This is a genomic window from Pseudomonas sp. AC112, from assembly GCF_979253545.1.
Genome location: NZ_CEEDCM010000001.1, coordinates 1000759 through 1018281 on the forward strand (window position 1 = coordinate 1000759; position 17523 = coordinate 1018281).

The window sequence follows — 17523 nt, forward strand, 5'->3', positions numbered from 1 at the left end:
CGACACTAGCCTGCATCCCGCGGCCACTCGCGCTAGATGATTACTACGATCAGACGGCGCCCTAGCTATGTATGCCCTGCACTGCCTGCCGCTTCCCTAGGCTGATGCGCTTGTCCACGATTCCAGGTTTATCACCATGTCATCCACGCTGCCACCGACGCCCGCCACGGCGGACAAAGGCCCGCATTACTCGCTGATCCAACGCAGCCTCCCCGCCTGGCTGCGCGACACTACTTTGCCTAGGGCCGAGGCCTTGCGTGCTACAACGCTGGGCATTGCCCCCTGGTATAAAGCCATCTCGCAGGAGCAGGCCAAACGGCTCAAGGCCGCCAACGCCCGGGCCTGGATCAGCCAGAACGTTCTGGATAAACGCCTCGACGCGGTTAAGGCCGTGCATACATTCGCCGAGCCCTTGCTCGTCGAAGCGCTCAAGACCCGCCATGGCATTGAAGACAATGTGCACGACACTTACCTGTTCCTGCATATCGAAAAAGGCACCGTCATCAAAGGCACCACCAGCCGCACCGTCTCCCTGCTCGACGCCGCGCTGCAGAACTTCAGCGAGAGCGAGACCTTCAGCGACAGCTCCAGCTATATCAGCCGCCCGGACCAACGTGGCCATTTCGATGTCAAGCCGCTGAGACAGCGGATGAGCATAAAACAGTTCGTCACCCTGTGCCGCGAACTGGACTTGGGTGCCCAGTATCAACAGCACCTGCAACAGCACTTGCTGCCACCCCGGCAAGAGGATAAAGACAGCCTCAAGGCCCAGGTCATTGCCAGCCAACAGGCGCAGCTCTCCGCCGCGATCCATATGGCCCTTGCCAAGAAGGACATCACACAGGCGACCTTTCACCTGCTGATGCGCACCCTGCGTGGCGAACAAGGGGTGATGCAGCACTATCAGTTGCAGATGATGGACAGCCTGCTCACTGGCATCCTTCTGATCGCTGTCGACCTCGAAAGAGCCAGCGAGGTGGCACGGGTGATTGCGTATATCCCCCACGACCCACACAGCCCCGTCAAGGATTACCCCAGCGCCCATGCATTCATGACAGAGCTGACCGACAAACTGCGCACGCCCGGCTATCGCAAGTTTTTCAGCCAGTTTGTCGACCACGGGCAACGCGAGGCGTTTTTTACCAACCTCGAACACCGCCTGAGCATCGTGCAGTGGCACCGTCGCCAGGACCCACTCGACTCGCGCCCAAGCTGGCGCGACACGCCGGTGACGCAACCGCGCCTGCAGTATGCAGCGCTGCCAATCACCTGTGATCTGTGGGAGCAGCTCTACCAGCAGAAGCTCAACAAGATCCTCAACGATGCGCGTGAGCTCGCCGTCAGCACCGCCAATGTCGACAGCCGCGCACGTTGGGCCTGGTGGGACAGTGTCAGCACGTTGCTGAAGCAGATCCTCAACGACGCGCTGATGGTGGTCACCCCGTTCGTGCCGTTCCTTGGAGAACTGATGATGGCCTATACCGCCTACCAACTGCTCGATGAAGTGGTCGAAGGTGTGGTCGACTTGGCAGAGGGCCAGGCGCTGGAAGCCGCCGAGCATTTTCTCGGGATACTCAGCGAAACAGTAGAACTGGCCGCATTCGGCGTCGGCGGCAAACTGGCGGAACTGCTTCCCTCGCCCTTCGTCAACCAGCTCAAACCCGTGCAGGTACAAGGGAAAACCCGCCTGTGGAATCCGGACCTGGCCCCCTATACCCAAAAAGACCTGGCCCTGCCAGCCGACTCGCAACCTGACACCCTGGGCCTGCACAGCCACGCTGGCCAACGCCTGCTACCGCTGGATGACGAACACTACGCGGTGTCGATCAACCCGGCGAATGGCGAACACCGCATCCGCCACCCGAGCCGCGAGGACGCCTATGCGCCGCGGTTGCAACACAATGGCCAGGGTGCCTGGACACACGAGGCGGAAAACCCCAGGACCTGGGACGACGATAAGCTGATGCGACGCCTCAGTCATTGGGCCCAGGCGCTGGATGGCCCGACATTGGAACAGATCCGCGACAACAGCGGCACCGAAACTGGGGTACTGCGCGCCGTACATGCTGACAACACCCCGCCGCCACCGCTACTGCTCGACACCTTGAAACGCTTTCGAATCAACCAGCAAACCCATCAACTATCCCAGCACATCCGCGCAGGTGAAGCGGCCGACACTACCACTTACTGGAGCCCGCACCTGGCGGTTGAATTGCCTGGCTGGCCAGCATCCAAGTCGATCCGGGTATATGAAGACGCAAGCCTGACCGGCGATCACCTGCACTTCGCAGACGCTGAAGCGCCAGACACCCTGGACATCAGCCGCCAGGCACTCAACGAAGGCAAGCTGCCTGAACAACTGGTGGACTTTCTCGACGAGGATCAATTGCAAGCCATGCTCAGTCCATTGCCCACCGACCGCGCGGCCCGCGTGACAGCACTGCGTGAGCGTCTGGCCGACCTGCTGGCGAGCAGTCATCGCGAGGTCTTCAACTACCTCTACGGGCACAGCGAAATGCCTGGCAGCACGTACCAAGTACTGGTTCGCCAAACAGAGCCGACGTTACCCAAAACCTTGATGCAAACCTTGCACGAACATGCCCGGCCCGAGGAACTCAAAGCCATGGACGAGCAGCGCTACCTGCCGCTGCGCCTGAAAAACCTGGCCCGCGACCTGGCTGTCTATGCCCGCGCCACGCACGCCCACGAAGGGTTCTACGACCCCGTGCACCTGACACCCGATACAGAGCGGATGACCCTCAACACCCTCAAGCGCTACAGCGACGTCTTCGCCGACCTGCGCGTAGAAATACGGGAGCACAGTCCCATCGGCGAACTTCATTGCGAGGCCGGGCCGCACGATGCGCGGCAAGTGCGCGTGGTGGTACGCGATCCCCAAGGCCATTACACACTGTATGACAACGACCGCCAAACACTGCACGCTGCCAGCGACTTCTACGATGCCCTTCTGCAGGCCCTTCCGGCTGAGCGCCGTGCGCCCTGGAAGGACGCGTCAGCCTTGCAGGCCTGGTTGATGGAGCACCTGGCAACCCTGGAGGAGCGTCGCACTGCCCTGGACAGTCCACCCGCCCCACCCGCCGTGGCACGCACCACCGAGCAACTGCTGCAAAAACCCATGTTTCAGTGGGCAAGCAAAATGCTGTGCGTCGGGCCGCCCTCTTTAGAAAGTCGCATCAAGGCGCTCTACCCAAAGCTGCGCGAAGAGGTCATCCGCGAGCGTGTACAACTCTACGATTCGCCAGACGGCGAGCAGGCCCTCAAAGACCTTGAGCGAGAAAAAAAGGTTTTGCTGGAGCAGCTGGATCACTGGGTGCAATCGCCCACGCGGTACCACGGCGGTGACCGCGTGTCACAGGATGCCGAACGGATGGTGCGCTTGGTCCTGTCTAAAAAGATTCGCCACTGTTGGGAGGACGTCTCCATCGGCTTTCTTGACGCCTTCGGGGAAGCCAATGCCGGCGGACTCTTGAACCTTGAGAAGTTGCCTTTGGCCGCGGGGTTGTATCCGGAAACCCTCCCGACCCACGCCTTCGAGTTCGTCACGGCCCTGAACATCAACAAAACCGAGTTTCACGACGGCATCGGTGCCTTCCTCAGCCTGTTCCCCAACCTGCGGACGCTGGACTTGAGCGACAACCAGTTGACCCGCCTGCCCGAAGCGTTGACCGGCATGCCACGCCTGACTCAGCTGGGACTGGGCAGCAACCCGCTGCGATGGGACAGCGAGAGCCTGGAAAAGCTGGAAAACCTGACCCACCTCAACGCGCTGGACCTTTCCAACAATCGCCTGATGACCACTGCCCCCAACGTCAGCCGCATGTCGCACCTTCGCGAACTGTACTTGGACGGGACCGGCATTGACCAATGGCCGGAAGGTCTGTTCGACCAGCCAAGATCCGAGCACTTCCATCTTGATCTGCAAAATACCCAGGTAACCACCGTGCCCCAGTTCCTGCCCTGGCAGCCCCAGGCCGAGATCGTAGCCCGTACGCGACTGGACCGTAATCGCCTTAACCTGGACGATCAAGAACGCCTGGTCAGCTATCGAATCGCAGCGGGGCTGGATCCTTATCGCACCTACCCACCCAGGGGCGCAGAGGACAGCCTATTCTGGATCGACGCAGGCTTGAGTGACACCCAGCGTGCCAGCCTCCAGCAGCGATGGGACGAGTTGGAACAGGAACATGGCTCGCAGGGGTTTTTCGAGGTCATCCGCAGCCTGCAAATGCCCGACAGATTCGACACCTTCGATGACCAGTTGGACTACATCAACAACCGCCCGCTCTTGACCCAAAAAGTCTGGCGCATGCTCAACGCCATGCACGGTGACGAACCGCTGCGCAGGCTTCTGTTCGAGATGGCCGGCGTCCCCGGCAACTGCGCGGACGCCGGTACTCAGATCTTCAATAACATGGGGATCGAGACCCTGCTGCATGAGCTTTACCGCAAGCGTCCACGTTTGGCCGCCCCCGTGTTTGCCTCCCGCCTCGCCCACCTGGCGCGGCAAACGGCGCGCCTGGACCTGATCAACCAGGCGGCCCGACGGGAAGTCGCCCGCCGCCTTGCACCGCCCGAGCAGGGCGGGTTGGGGTTACGCCTGATTACCGATGTGGTCGGCGGTGTACCGGGCACCGTGGACGAGGTAGAGGTCTACCTGGCACTGCAGACGGCGCTCAAGCACAACATGCGCCTGCCCTGGATATCCACGCACATGACCTACCGCCGAATAGCTAGCGTGGACCAGACGCTGATCGGTCAAGTGCGACAGGCCATCGTTAATGCCGAACGCCGTGACGGCCTGGTCGACAATACCCTCAAGGTGCCCTTCTGGGATCAATACCTGAAAGCCACCCACGGTGACGCCCTGGCGCGCAGCAACCTGAAATTCCAGGAAGACTCAGCGCGCATCCTCGAACTGAAAGACGCTCAAGACGAATGGGCCAAGGCTCAGGCAAGCGGGGCACCGGACCTGGCCGAACGCAAGCAGACCCTCACTGACCTGGCCGATGAGCTGGACGTGCCCCACGACCACGTGCTGACGGGTGCCCCCATGACCGACAGCACCTACCAGGACCTGTTCGACCAGTTGAACAACCGGCAACGGGCCTTGGGCCAACAGCTCACTCGTGATGCGCTGAACTACATGCCGGAGTTCGTGGAACCCTAGACTTCCGAGTCCCAAACCACCGTGGCCGTGCCTGAATAAACGTTGCCACTGTCCTGGTCGAGCATCTGCGATACCCCATCAGCCTGGATTTCAAAATGCAGGGTGCTGGGTTTGCGGTCGATATACCGGCTGGGCTGGAACAGCTGTGTGCCACTGCCATCCAGACGCAGGGGCAGGCGGCTGACGGGCCGCCCGCTTCCATCGCTGATGCCGGCAGGCAAGGTCACGGCGATATCCAGCGGCACCTGGTGACCGGCGACATTGCGCACGCTGCAGGTGTTGCCCAAGGGGTCGCCGCACTCCAGGCTCATCTTGAACTGCGAGCTGGCCCACAGGTTGACGGTCTGGTCGTGGAACAGGCGCGCGGGTTTGCGCCCGCTCTGCAACCAGCCCTGCCAGCCGCCCTGGGGTTCCAGTTGAATGCGGTTGCCGCCCGGGGGGACTTCGACCTTGAGGTGGTGGTCCACGGTCAGGGTGAAGTTGAAGGTCAGCACGTTGTCATTGGGGATCATGATATCGCCGAAATCGAAATCGCCGCCTGGCCCTATGCTGTAGTTCAGGCTGCCGGTGTATTCGCCAGAGGCCATAGTCAGCGGGTTGGGGGTTCTCAGCCCATAGGCGTATTCGGTGTGGCCGTACCACATCTGAGTAATGGGGAGGCCCGGCACTCGGTTACAGACACCGGCGTTTTCCGGCACCAACCAGAAGAACAGCACAAAGAAAGAGGAGGCGGCGAAATAATCGACCCCTTGGCACGGCGCGGGTGCATTCCTCCAGGCCTGATTCCAAGCTAAACCCGGCTGCCCCCAGACTCCTACGCTGGGGCGGATATCAAAGCGATGGCCAATCCCGGCAATGCGCACCTGCACCGTTTCAGACTGCCCGGTTTCGGAGTGGACAACCTGTAGATCCCGCCACTCGGAGGGCACCTTCCACATAGCGCCATGACGTGGGTCTTCATGGTTCGCGGCAATCGGCCCGCTGGATGCCGCCTGTAACTCGCCCGTTCGAATGGTGAATAGCCCGTTTTTTTCGCAATAGTCCTTAATATGCCCCGGGCACACCCCACTTTGCGGCGTGGTATTGACGAACTTGTTGATCATCGGGTTGCTGGGGTCGGGGCGGAAGGTGGCGGTAATGTCCTGCACCACCCCATGGGCCGGCATCACCACCAGTAATGAGGCCGCAGCGGCCAAGCCAGACCCGCGCAGTGCGTCTAAAAACGATACGAGTTTCATCACGGCATATCCTTAAAAGCGCGGGGCAATGGCATCGAAGACCATGTGCACCGTGCCGAAGTAACGCCCCGGACGGTAATCGTCCTCGGGCTTGATGGCGGCAATTTCCAGTTGCACCCGCTGACCTGGGTTGGCCTCGAGGGTGGAGACCACTTCGGTGTGGTCCAGGCTCAGTTCCTGGCCATTGAAGGTGACCCGCAGGTCGATCCGATCAGTGCCGTTGTAGAGGTATGGCTCGGCGTCGAGGCGTGCACCAATGGCACCACCGACGTTCTTCACATCGAACGGCGCGCGCAGTGAGCTCAACTCGGAGGCAACCGGGTTGTAGTGCAGCGGTTGCTCGCGTTGCACCAATTGCGGGTCCACGGGCAGCACGTAGAACTGCGGCGTGGGGATGTTGACGTACACCTCGAAGGTTTCCCGCTCGACCGCCGCCCACCCTGGGGCGGACAGCAGGCCGACGGTGATGAAAGCGACAAGCGCCCGTGCGTTGATCATGGTTTTCACCTGTGGTGATCGAGGCAGCATCAGCCTTTGATCTCGACTTTTTTGGTCTCGGTACCTTCAATTACGCTGAAGTGGTATTCACGCCCCGGCTCCTTGTCGAAGCCGAACGAGCGGCCTGCCATCACATGGTGCTTGGTGGTCGGACGGCAGTCCTGGGCATTGGCGGCGCAATCCCTGAACTCGTCGATCACCACGACGCTGTTGCCGTTGTTGCGCAAGGCGTAGCGGCGCGCATCGTGATGGATCTCGCTGCTGAAGCGGGTTTGGGCGGGCCGCACGAAAAACACCGTGCCGTAGCCGGCCAGGATCTGCACCCCCGCCGCCAGGCTGTCCTTGAACTCCTCGCGCTCCTGTTCGCTGACGGCAAATTCATCTTCGGTCTGCGGCACCACCGGCACGAAGCGCACTCGGAAATAGCGCTCTTTGTCGCGGTTGCCCATGAACAACAGGCGCGTGCCCTGCGTGCCATTGGCCGGTACGATCAAGCGCGCCGGGCTGGCCATCAGGCCGTCGCGGGCGGTGGCGTCGGCCTGGTTCTGCAACGGCACTTCGCGGTAGGTGCCGTCGTCGTTGTAGATCATCTCCAGGATGTTGACCTTGACGAACGCCGTGGACGTGCCGCCATTGAACACCCGCTTCATGTAGGTACTTTTGCCGGCGTCCATGTAGTCATAGACCACGCCGACATGGATCTTTGGCGCTGCCTGGGCCCCCAGGCAAAAAAGGCTTATTGCACACAACACTGCTAAACGTTTCATTACTGACTACCTCATGTTTTCAAGTGGGCCGAGGGCCCGTAACACGGTTCAAACTTCGGAATCCCAGACCACTGTGGCGGTCCCCGTATAGGGGCCGCCGTCGCTCTGTTCAAGCATCCGCGCAACGTCGTCGGCGCCAACTTCGAAGTGCAACTGGCTGGGTTTGTAGTCTATGTAGTGGGCAGGCTGGAACCGCTCGGTGCCGCTGCCATCCAGGCGCAAGGGCAGACGATTGACCGCGCGCCCGGCGCCGTCGGTGAGGCCGTAAGGCAGGCTGACAGCGAGCGCCAAGGGCACTTGGTGGCCAGCCGTATTGGTCACGCTGCAGGTATTGTTCAGGGGCGCAGCGCACTCCAGGGTCATCTTGAAGGGCGAGCTGGCCCACAGGTTGACGGTCTGGTCGCGGAACAGGCGCGCGGGTTTGCGCCCGCTCTGCAACCAGCCCTGCCAGCCGCCCTGGGGTTCCAGTTGAATGCGGTTGCCGCCCGGGGGGACTTCGACCTTGAGGTGGTGATCCACGGTCAGGGTGAAGTTGAAGGTCATGGCGTTGTCATTGGGGATCATGATATCGCCCATGTCAAAATCCCCGCCGGGGCCAATGCTGTAGGTCAGGCTACCGGTGTAGGTGCCTGCAAGCATGCGCAGTGGATCGGGGGTTTTGAGTTCATAGGCATAGTCAAGGACGTCGTAAGTCAGTCTGGAAAGATCAACCCGTGTGAACTTGGTGCAGGCACCGATGCCTTCGGGAACACGCCAGAACCACAGATAGTAGTTAGCACTGATAACGCCCATGCCTGTACCCAAGCAAGGAGCAGCTGGAGTATTCCAGCGCCCGCTGTTCCAAATGTTGTGACCCACACCGTTCGGCACCGTGTATCGACCGCCAATGCCTGCTATACGCATCTGGACCGATACACGCTCTCCGCTATCGGTATGAGTAACCATCAACTCACGCCAGTCGGAGGGCACTTTGAACATCGCGTTTTTCCGAGCGTCATCTGGTGTGACGAGCATAGGCGCCAGTGATGAGAAATTGATTTCGGTGGTACGAATACTGAAAATCCCGAGGTCTTTGCACGTCCCGGGCGCGAAGCCAGGGCAGAATCCGCTTTGCGGCGTGGTATTGACGAACTTGTTGATCATCGGATTGCTAGGGTCAGGGCGGAAGGTGGCGGTAATGTCCTGCACCACCCCATAGGCCGGCATCACCACCAGTAATGAGGCCGCAGCGGCCAAGCCAGACCCGCGCAGTACGTCTAAAATCGATACGACTTTCATCACGGCATATCCTTAAAAGCGCGGGGCGATGGCATCGAAGACCATATGCACCGTGCCGAAGTAACGCCCCGGACGGTAATCGTCCTCGGGCTTGAGCGAGGGTCGGCATGGTTGGCCTCGACCGGTCCTCCAACTGTCTGCGGCGGACCGCCCAAGGGCATGTTCAGCGTGAACCAGCCCCTGGGGTCGCAGTAATAGGCGAAGTGAGCGCAATAACCGGTGCTCGGCGTCACATTCCTGAATTGGTTGGCCATGGGGTTGGCCGGGTCGGGACGAAAGACCGCGCGAATTTCTTCGACTCCGGCCAATACCGAGGGCGCAGGCAGCATCACCAGCGGAAGCCATCGCATCTTTTTTAAAGCAAGCATTCAGCGCGTTTCCTTGATTGTTAACCTGCCGTGGCCGGACTCAAGGCCAGTTCTGCCAAGGTGTCCGGTGTACAGCGCAAGTCACCGATCATCAGCACATCGCTTTCGCGCCGGGCCTGGCTCGGGTCCAGGCGGAACTGGCAGAGCAACTGGTTGGCGTAGCGCACTTCCAGGGTCGGTGAATTGGCGGTCATTTCCATGGAGAAGAACCCGTCCACCTCGGTGACCCCACGGCTGGCGTGGTTGATTACGTGATGGCCCTTGAGCGGTTTGCCTTGGGCGTCAAGCAGGCGGCCGAGCACGGTTACGGTTTTCATCACGCGGATCTGGCGGTAGTCCACACCACCTTTGTTCAGGTGGTAACTGCTGCGCGCCGGCTGGATGCTGGCGGCAGGCGGGTGGTTGCCGTCGAAGTCAAACGTGAGGGTGCTGCTCTTGTACGCGGTGATCGGCACGAAGTTGCGGCCCGGACGCAAGGTCGAGCTGCCGCCGGTCAAGTCGTCGGCGCGCAGGTGGATGTCATCCAGGTCAGTCTCCACGTCGACGATCATCCCGGCGCCCTGGCCCTGGGGCTGGCTACTCATGACCATCTTCGAACCGCCCACCGCCACCGTGCTGCTCAGGTTCAGGCCGCCAGTGAGGTTGCCATTGAACGAGGAGCGCTGCACAAACCCATCGCCGTCCAACGCATCAGTGGCGAAACTGCCGCGCCCGGACAAGCCGATGCCATAGGTATCGGTAATCGCGGTGGCCGATACGCTTTGCAGCACATGGTTGTCCAGGGTGCGCTGGTAGGTCAGCGAGCCGTTGTTGTCACGGCTGCCATCGCGGGCGGTGCGGCTGCCGAGGCTGGCTGACCATTGTTCGCCAGGCGCACCGAGGGCCACGCTGACACTCAAGTCGACCCCGCGATTGCGTTTGTCGCCGGTGCTGGCGGTTGCTGGACGATCGAACACCGATAAACGCCAGTTGGCGTCGCTGTTAAGAAACTTGCCGCGCTGGTTCCAACCCAGGTCCAGGCCCAGCCCTTCGACATTGCCTTCGCTGTAGGCCAGGCGCGAACTGATCGAACTCTTGTTGCTCAGGCGATGGTTGACCGACACCGAGGAATTGCTGGTGCGCCCATTGAACACGCGCGTGGGGCGCAGCCGGGTGCCGTCGGGCAATGTCTCGTAGGTGCGACGGGTGTCGAGCCAGCTGCGGTTGTGGCTGACCACCACACTGCCATGCCCGTAGCTGTGCATGCCTTGCACATCCATGCCGGTGCCGTGGTCCTGGGTCTGGTAAACGTTGGCGTACAGGCTGGTGCTGTTGGCCAGGCTCCAATCGATGGAGGTGCCGGCCTGGAATTTTTCGCGTACCTGGCGCGTGGACAACCCGAGGATGACCCGGGGATGGGCCAGGTAGTTGATGCCGGCACCGTAGGTGGTGAACCCGGTGGACTGTTCTTCCCAATTGCTCAACAACTTGGTTTCCCGCCCGACAAAGGTGCTGTAGCGCCAGCGCTCGTCGGCATTGCGCCAGTTGTTGGGCTTGTAGACCAACTCCTGGGTGGTGGCGGTCACCACCCCATCTTCGACCAGGCGCACTTCCACTTCATAGATGCCGCCTGGCAGCGGCCGCGTGTCGATGGACTGCAAGCCGGCAGCGACCGGCTGGCTGTTGATCAGCAGGCCATTGCGGTAGATCTCCACCGAGGCCTGGCGACTGGCCGTGACGTAGATCGGGTACACGCTGGGCTTGGGGTTGTTGATCAGCAAGCTGTCGGAGCTGCCGAACATCATCCCTACGGCTGTGTCGGGGTTGGCGCCGAAGGAGCGGACCTGCCGCGTGAGGCCATTGGAGCCGGGTATGAAATAGCCCAGCCGCAGGAAGCGCCCCTCCATTTCGCGTTGTGTATACAGTTCATGCACGGCATGGCGCAGTGACGTGTCATCCCCGCCAAAACGTGAGACCTGCAGGTTCAGTGCCTGGGTCCAGTTGCCGAGGCTGGCACTGGCTTCCAGGCCGTAACGGCCGCCGACATTTTCGTCCTGGCCACCGTTGAGATTAAGCTGGTTGTTGATGATCAAGCCCAGGCTGCCGCTCTCGGGTTGGTCGTAATAACGCTTGAGCTGGGCGCTGCGCTCCACGTTTTCCGTGAGGATCGAGACCAGGGATTCCTGCAAGTTATAATGCACCGCCAGTAACTGCGCGGGGCAACTACGCTCGCAATTACCCAGGGGCATGCCCTGTTGTAATAGTTGCTCCCAACGGCCGCGCTCGGCAGCGGATACGGTACTGTCACCGGTATCGGTAAACTCCAGCAAGGTAATACGGTCATCCCGGCCAAGCACAATCATCGCTTCGCCCAGTGACTGTTGATCAAGTTCCACCCGAACGGCCAGCGGCACATCGAAAAAGTGTTCTTCGAAATCTTTTGGCAACCCCTTGGACTGCGATAACAAACTTCCCGGCGTTGTACCGGGCGCAGTGGCGGCCAACGTGCTGGCGCTCACCATGAGCGCCAGCACGCCTGCAATCGACGTCTTCGAAAACATGAGCGCAATACTCGTCAATGCTGAAAATTGGCACGAAATAAACGAGGCCGGCAGCCAGAACGGCTGGCCGGCCTTACACCTGGCGCCCCTGATCGTCGCGATCAAAGGCGGTGGTGTACACGAAGGTGCTTAAGGCGCCGGAGCACGTGGCACGGCGTCGAAAATCACGGTGTAGCTGGCGGTATACAGGCCGTTCTGGGTGTCCAGCGGCTTGGCGGGAGTGACGACCAGGTCGGCCTGGGTGCCGGGGGTGGATTGCGGATCGTCGACCACTTCCTGTGGGGTGGCCGTCAGCACGATGCCATTGAAGGTGTTGGTCAGCGCGATGCTGTCGCTACCGTTGTAGAGCGAGGCAGCCGTTGGACCACCTTCGATATAGGCATGCACCGAGCCTTCAGTGTTTTTCACATCGAAGGTTGCACGCAGGCCGGTCAGTTCACCGCTTACTGGGTTGTAGCTCATGACCTCGTCCTTACCGAAGTCCGGGTTACGCGGCTGTGCGTGGAACTGCTTGGTCGGGATGTTGGCGGTGATGTTGATGGCGGTACGCGCGTCATCCGCAGCGAAGGCCATGGAAGAACCCAGAGCGACCGCAACCAACGGTGCCGCTACGGCAATTTTCTTGAACATAGATTAATACCTGTCTTGTTGATAATTCACGAGAGTGCGTCATAACCAGAAAGTAGGGAGTTAGCACTTTCCAATTATTTGCATTGAGGCGAACCGTTGTCCGCGCTCAAATGCCCGACAAGTATCCGGCGATTGTAATGGCAAGTAAGCAGGCGAATTCGTTGTATTGCGTAGCCAGTCGCCGATCAACTTAATAGGAATAATATGGCCTGTGGCCAAAACTTAAAATACATCCGTAAGAAACAGGCTACTTTCATTAAATGAGAATGTTTTATTGACGAAGTTCTCTGAGGGAATGGTATTACACGCCCTTTAATTCCGGTAATAACATGCCGCTGAAAGTTGTGTAGGACACCGCCAAAGATAAACTTGAGTAGTTGCTCTAATCGTTATAGAGCCTCCGTCGCAGACCACGCCCGTAGTCACCGCGCATAGCGTGCCGTTGGTCAGAAAAGCTTGCTCACGCCATAAGATATATCTTACGTTGTATCTAACCATGACGGAGAGCGAAGCAATGAGAGAGCACCACCCCCACCCTCCCCACAGCCACGACGGCTTCGACAAGCGGCCCGGCCGCGAGCGCGGCGGCCGTGGCCCGCGGGTATTTGCCCCAGGCGACCTGAAACTGTTGCTGCCAGCGTTGATCGCCGAGCAGCCCTGCCACGGCTATGACTTGATCCGCCAGATCGAAGGCCTGTTCGACGGCGCCTACACCCCCAGCCCCGGCGTGATCTACCCGACCCTGACCTTCCTCGAAGAGAGTGAGTTGATCAGCGGCGACGCCGAAGGTGGAAAAAAACGCTACACAATCACCGACGCCGGTCGTCTCTTCTTAAGCGAACAGGCGGTTGCCCTCGAAGGCATCCGCGTGCGCATCGACGTGAGCAAGCGCTCATTGCGCGGCCAGGACCGCCCACCGGAAATCCACGAGGCGGTGCACAACCTGCGCCACGCCCTGCATTCGCACCACGGGCGCTGGAGCCCGGAAGAAATCGTTCGTGTCGCGGCGCTGCTCAATAGCACCGCCCAAGCCATTGCCGACGGGAAAGCCCAATGAATACTCAAGCCATCCATCGCGTTACCCACGAAATCAAACGCCGCCGCCTGCAAGTGCTGCGGGTGGTGGACATCACCCCGCGCATGCGCCGCATCACCCTGGGCGGGCCGGAACTGGCAGGGTTTGTCAGCCTGGGCAGCGATGACCATATCAAGCTGCTGTTCCCGCAGAACGCGGCTGAACAGGCCGCGCTGGAAAGCCCGACCTTCACCATCAAGGGCGACGGCCCACAACCGGCCATGCGCGACTACACGCCTCGACGTTTCGACCTGAGCATCGGCGAGCTGGATATCGACTTCGTGCTGCACGGCGATGGCCCTGCGTCGACCTGGGCCGAGCAGGTGCAGGTCGGCCAGCACCTGTATATCGGCGGGCCACGGGGCTCGATGATCGTGCCGGATATCTTCGACAGCTACTTGCTGATCGGTGATGAAACGGCGATCCCGGCCATCGCCCGCCGCCTGGAAGAATTACCCGCCGGGCGCACCGTGCTGGCGGTGATAGAAATCGCCGACGCAGCAGAACAGCAAGCCCTCAAAAGTGCCGCCGATGTGCAAGTGAAATGGGTGGTGCGCGGCAAGGATGACTTGCTCGAAACCGTGCAAAACCTGACCCTGCCGGGCGGTTCGCTGTACAGCTTTGTGGCGACGGAAAGCAAACTGTCGCGCCAGGTGCGCCGTGTGTTGCTGGACACCCATAAGGTCAACGAGGAATTCCTCAAGGCCGTCGGTTACTGGCAAGCCTAATCCAGACCTTGTAGGAGCCGGCTTGCCGGCGATAGCGGTGTATTGATCAGCAAAGATATGCCTGACACCGCGCTATCGCCGGCAAGCCGGCTCCTACGGTTTTACCGTGTCCGCTCGAGGTACCGGTCCAGCCCCACCACCGCCAGCGCGATCAAGACAAACCCCGCCAGAATCCCCCCGGCATTCACGAACACTTGTGGATAACCCAGGGTGCTCACGTCTATGAACGGGTACTGATACTGCCCGAGCAAGTCGCCGCGCAGCAGGGCATAGGCGAAGTACACCAGTGGGTAGATCACCCACGCACCAATGTGCTTGAGCCGCAAACTGCCCTTGGGCACACACCGCCACCAGTAGATCAAGAACAGCACCGGCATCACGTCGTGCAGCAACTCATCCGCGATGAACTGAAAACCCGTGGGCGTCCATAAATGCCGTAGCAGCAGGTTGTAGGCCAGGCTCACCACGACGATGCTCGCGGCAATCCCACTGCTGATCGAGGGCGCCAGGAAAAACCGCTTTGCCGCTGATTCGCGCTCGACCAGCGCATAACTCAGCACCACCACCGCCAGGGTGTTGGTGAGCACAGTGAAGAAACTGAAAAAGTTGATCAGCCCGCCGAGCAGGCTGGCGCCGGTCGACCAGCGCGAATAGAAAATCAGGTATTGCTGGATCGCCAAGCCCACCCAACCGGCCAACGCTGCCGCCGTAACAAACCGCTTCATGGGATCAATCCAGCGGGCGTTTGGTGCGCATCAGCTTCACGTACAAGCCTTCGACTTTCTCCCGCGCCCACGGGGTTTTGCGCAAAAAGGTCAGGCTCGACTTGATGCTCGGGTCGCTCTTGAAGCAGCGGATATCAATGCGCTCGGCCAGGCCTTCCCATTCGTAGTGCGCCACCAGCGTGGTGAGGACGTGTTGCAGGGTCACGCCGTGGAGGGGGTCGTTGCTTGTCGCGGTCATGCCGGGCCTATCAAAAATGGGTCACGAAGGTGCACACCTTATCACCCGCCTGCCGAGTTATAAAAAGTTCCCGTTCCCAGTGAAAAAGAGATGTTATATTGTAACTATAGTTAACCACTCTCTTTGCCCGATCTGCCAAGGAATGTCCGATGTCCCTCTCTTCTCTGTGGCGCCTGTCCCCGCTCGCTGCCGCCCTGCTGATCTGCTCCGAAGCCCACGCCCTTGAACTGCAACCCCAAGTCATCACCGGCAACCCGCTGGGCAGCGAACAACTCGCCTCGCCCACCACCGTGCTCGAAGGCGATGACCTGACCCTGCAACAAAAAGGCAGCCTCGGCGAAACCCTGAACAAGCAACCTGGCGTGTCGTCGTCGTACTTCGGCCCTGGCGCCAGCCGGCCGATCATCCGGGGCCAGGATGGCGACCGTATTCGCATCCTGCGCAACGGCGTGGGTGCGCTGGATGCGTCGTCACTGTCCTACGACCATGCGGTGCCGCTGGACCCGGTCAACGTTGACCGCATCGAAATCGTGCGCGGCCCCGCCGCCCTGCTGTATGGCGGCAGCGCCATTGGCGGCGTGGTCAACACCTTTGACAATCGCATCCCCACCGAAGCCATCGAAGGCATCCACGGTGCCGGTGAACTGCGCTACGGCGGCGCCGACACCACACGCAGCAGCGCCGGCAAGCTGGAAGCCGGCAACGGCACCTTTGCCTTGCACCTGGACGCCAACGCGCGGGCATTCAATGACCTGAAAATCCCCGGCCAGGCCCGCAGCCGCCACGCCCCGGAAACCGAAGACGCACCCGGCAAAAACGGCCGCCTGGGCAATAGCGACGGGCGCCAGGACGGCGGCGCCGTGGGTGGCTCCTACACCTGGGACGACGGTTACGCTGGGCTGTCCTACAGCAATTACGACGCCAATTACGGCTCGCCCGCCGAGCAGGACGTACGCATCCGCATGAAGCAGGATCACTACGCGTTTGCGTCCGAGATCCGCAACCTGCAAGGCCCGTTCACCTCGGTGAAACTCGATGCCGGCTACACCGACTACGAACACCGCGAAATCGAAGGTGGCGAAACCGGCACGATCTTCAAGAACAAAGGCTACGAAGCCCGCGTTGAAGCCCGTCACCAGCCGATCGGCCCATTCGATGGCGTGGTCGGTGCCCAGGTGACCCGCAACGAGTTCTCGGCCCTTGGTGAAGAAGCTTTCGTGCCACAGACCGACACTAACGCCGGCGCGCTGTTTATCCTCGAAGAGATGCAGGCCACCGAGCGCCTGAAACTCAGCCTCGGCGGGCGGGTGGAGCACACCAGCGTGGACCCGGACGCCAAGGGCAGCGCGCGTTTTGCCGGTGCGGACAAATCCAACGATTTCACCGCCGGCAGCCTATCGTCGGGGGCGGTCTACACCCTCACGCCCATCTGGTCCCTGGCCGCGACCCTGGGCTACACCGAGCGCGCGCCGACCTTCTACGAGCTGTATGCCAACGGTGCCCACGTCGCCACCGGCACCTATGAACTGGGCAACGCCAACTTGAAGAAAGAAAAAGCCGTGTCCAGCGACCTGGCCCTGCGCTTTGACAATGGCACCCACAAGGGCAGCTTCGGTGTGTTCTACAGCCGCTTCTCCAATTACATCGGCTTGCTGGGCACCGGTCGTACCTTGAACGACGAAGGTGAAGAGGACGCCGCTGGCATCCCTGAGTACGAATACTCCGGCGTGCGTGCCCGTTTCGCCGGCTTCGAAGCCCAGGACCACTGGAAGCTGGGTGAAGGCGACTATGGCAAGTTCGCCCTGGAGCTGTCGGGTGACTACACCCGCGCCACCAACCTCGACACCGGCGAAGCCCTGCCGCGCATTGCACCGCTGCGTTTGAACAGCGGCTTGCTGTGGGAGCTGGATCGCTGGCAGGCGCGCATTGATGTGGAACATGCCGCTGGGCAAGGACGTGTGCCGGATAACGAAAGCGGCACCGACGGCTACACCACCCTGGGGGCAAGCGCGGGGTATCGGTTCAATGTCGGTGGCAGCCAATGGCTGGCATTTGTGAACGGCGAAAACCTCACCAACCAGACGGTGCGCTATGCCAGCTCGATCCTGCGTGACATTGCGCCGGCACCGGGTAGAAGTGTGCAGTTCGGCGTTCGAACCACCTTTTAAGACCACCGCAACTCTAACCTGTAGGAGCCGGCTTGCCGGCGATGGCGTCCTTGAAATCGCCATCGCTGGCAAGCCGGCTCTA

At 60.8% G+C, this 17523-nt stretch carries 13 protein-coding genes; 5 read left to right on the forward strand and 8 right to left on the reverse strand.

What is annotated here, in order from left to right:
- Positions 1-136: 136 nt before the first annotated feature.
- A complete protein-coding gene (locus AC0IYN_RS04775; RefSeq protein WP_471840678.1) occupies positions 137-5188 on the forward strand; it encodes a dermonecrotic toxin domain-containing protein in 5052 nt (1683 codons plus the stop codon).
- On the opposite strand, the gene AC0IYN_RS04780 is transcribed toward AC0IYN_RS04775, so the two are convergent.
- The 5 genes from AC0IYN_RS04780 to AC0IYN_RS04800 form a co-directional block, all read right to left on the reverse strand.
- Positions 5185-6426, reverse strand: coding sequence for a hypothetical protein (locus AC0IYN_RS04780; protein ID WP_457239596.1), 1242 nt, complete (start codon positions 6424-6426; stop codon positions 5185-5187). The genes AC0IYN_RS04775 and AC0IYN_RS04780 overlap by 4 nt on opposite strands.
- Positions 6427-6438: 12 nt before the next feature.
- On the reverse strand, positions 6439-6924 hold the full coding sequence (locus AC0IYN_RS04785; protein ID WP_406598607.1) for a CS1 type fimbrial major subunit: 486 nt from the start codon (positions 6922-6924) through the stop codon (positions 6439-6441).
- Positions 6925-6953: 29 nt separating this feature from the next.
- Positions 6954-7691 carry a molecular chaperone gene (locus tag AC0IYN_RS04790; protein WP_406598606.1) on the reverse strand — a complete coding sequence of 246 codons (738 nt, stop codon included), beginning with the start codon at positions 7689-7691 and terminating at the stop codon, positions 6954-6956.
- A 48-nt stretch (positions 7692-7739) separates the two neighbouring features.
- Positions 7740-8969: a hypothetical protein gene (locus tag AC0IYN_RS04795; RefSeq protein WP_471840681.1), complete on the reverse strand. Its 1230-nt coding sequence runs from the start codon at positions 8967-8969 to the stop codon at positions 7740-7742.
- A 388-nt stretch (positions 8970-9357) separates the two neighbouring features.
- Positions 9358-11877, reverse strand: a complete 2520-nt coding sequence (locus tag AC0IYN_RS04800; protein WP_471840683.1) for a TcfC E-set like domain-containing protein — start codon at positions 11875-11877, stop codon at positions 9358-9360.
- Between AC0IYN_RS04800 and AC0IYN_RS04805 the strand changes: the two genes are divergently transcribed.
- Positions 11837-12010 (forward strand): hypothetical protein, encoded by a 174-nt coding sequence (locus tag AC0IYN_RS04805; protein ID WP_178076858.1) that lies wholly within the window; start codon positions 11837-11839, stop codon positions 12008-12010. The two genes, AC0IYN_RS04800 and AC0IYN_RS04805, sit on opposite strands and share 41 nt — an antisense overlap.
- Here the strand turns inward: AC0IYN_RS04805 and AC0IYN_RS04810 are convergent.
- The gene (locus AC0IYN_RS04810) at positions 12007-12507 is read right to left on the reverse strand and encodes a CS1 type fimbrial major subunit (protein ID WP_406598603.1); all 501 of its coding nucleotides are present in this window, start codon (positions 12505-12507) and stop codon (positions 12007-12009) included. The two genes, AC0IYN_RS04805 and AC0IYN_RS04810, sit on opposite strands and share 4 nt — an antisense overlap.
- A gap of 514 nt (positions 12508-13021) precedes the next feature.
- On the opposite strand from AC0IYN_RS04810, the gene AC0IYN_RS04815 reads away from it, so the two are divergent.
- Positions 13022-13564 (forward strand): PadR family transcriptional regulator, encoded by a 543-nt coding sequence (locus AC0IYN_RS04815; protein ID WP_406598602.1) that lies wholly within the window; start codon positions 13022-13024, stop codon positions 13562-13564.
- The gene (locus tag AC0IYN_RS04820; RefSeq protein WP_457239585.1) at positions 13561-14310 is read left to right on the forward strand and encodes a siderophore-interacting protein; all 750 of its coding nucleotides are present in this window, start codon (positions 13561-13563) and stop codon (positions 14308-14310) included. Before AC0IYN_RS04815 ends, AC0IYN_RS04820 begins: the two co-directional genes overlap by 4 nt.
- Before the next feature lie 101 nt (positions 14311-14411).
- Here AC0IYN_RS04820 and AC0IYN_RS04825 read toward each other — a convergent pair whose 3' ends face one another.
- Positions 14412-15035, reverse strand: coding sequence for a Pr6Pr family membrane protein (locus AC0IYN_RS04825; protein WP_457240559.1), 624 nt, complete (start codon positions 15033-15035; stop codon positions 14412-14414).
- 4 nt (positions 15036-15039) lie between these two features.
- Complete coding sequence (locus AC0IYN_RS04830) at positions 15040-15273, reverse strand: VF530 family protein (RefSeq protein WP_078047073.1); 234 nt, start codon at positions 15271-15273, stop codon at positions 15040-15042.
- A 149-nt stretch (positions 15274-15422) separates the two neighbouring features.
- Here AC0IYN_RS04830 and AC0IYN_RS04835 point away from each other — a divergent pair, with 149 nt between their 5' ends.
- A complete protein-coding gene (locus AC0IYN_RS04835) occupies positions 15423-17441 on the forward strand; it encodes a TonB-dependent receptor (protein ID WP_471840685.1) in 2019 nt (672 codons plus the stop codon).
- Positions 17442-17523 lie beyond the last annotated feature (82 nt).

Bases quoted from the DNA above. Each gene is read 5' to 3' on its own strand.
- AC0IYN_RS04805 (WP_178076858.1), top strand. From the start codon at position 11,837: ATGAGCGCCAGCACGCCTGCAATCGACGTCTTCGAAAACATGAGCGCA.
- AC0IYN_RS04820 (WP_457239585.1), top strand. From the start codon at position 13,561: ATGAATACTCAAGCCATCCATCGCGTTACCCACGAAATCAAACGCCGC.
- AC0IYN_RS04835 (WP_471840685.1), top strand. From the start codon at position 15,423: ATGTCCCTCTCTTCTCTGTGGCGCCTGTCCCCGCTCGCTGCCGCCCTG.
- AC0IYN_RS04795 (WP_471840681.1), bottom strand. From the start codon at position 8,969: ATGAAAGTCGTATCGATTTTAGACGTACTGCGCGGGTCTGGCTTGGCC.
- AC0IYN_RS04780 (WP_457239596.1), bottom strand. From the start codon at position 6,426: ATGAAACTCGTATCGTTTTTAGACGCACTGCGCGGGTCTGGCTTGGCC.
- AC0IYN_RS04790 (WP_406598606.1), bottom strand. From the start codon at position 7,691: ATGAAACGTTTAGCAGTGTTGTGTGCAATAAGCCTTTTTTGCCTGGGG.
- AC0IYN_RS04775 (WP_471840678.1), top strand. From the start codon at position 137: ATGTCATCCACGCTGCCACCGACGCCCGCCACGGCGGACAAAGGCCCG.
- AC0IYN_RS04810 (WP_406598603.1), bottom strand. From the start codon at position 12,507: ATGTTCAAGAAAATTGCCGTAGCGGCACCGTTGGTTGCGGTCGCTCTG.
- AC0IYN_RS04830 (WP_078047073.1), bottom strand. From the start codon at position 15,273: ATGACCGCGACAAGCAACGACCCCCTCCACGGCGTGACCCTGCAACAC.
- AC0IYN_RS04785 (WP_406598607.1), bottom strand. From the start codon at position 6,924: ATGATCAACGCACGGGCGCTTGTCGCTTTCATCACCGTCGGCCTGCTG.
- AC0IYN_RS04825 (WP_457240559.1), bottom strand. From the start codon at position 15,035: ATGAAGCGGTTTGTTACGGCGGCAGCGTTGGCCGGTTGGGTGGGCTTG.
- AC0IYN_RS04800 (WP_471840683.1), bottom strand. From the start codon at position 11,877: ATGTTTTCGAAGACGTCGATTGCAGGCGTGCTGGCGCTCATGGTGAGC.
- AC0IYN_RS04815 (WP_406598602.1), top strand. From the start codon at position 13,022: ATGAGAGAGCACCACCCCCACCCTCCCCACAGCCACGACGGCTTCGAC.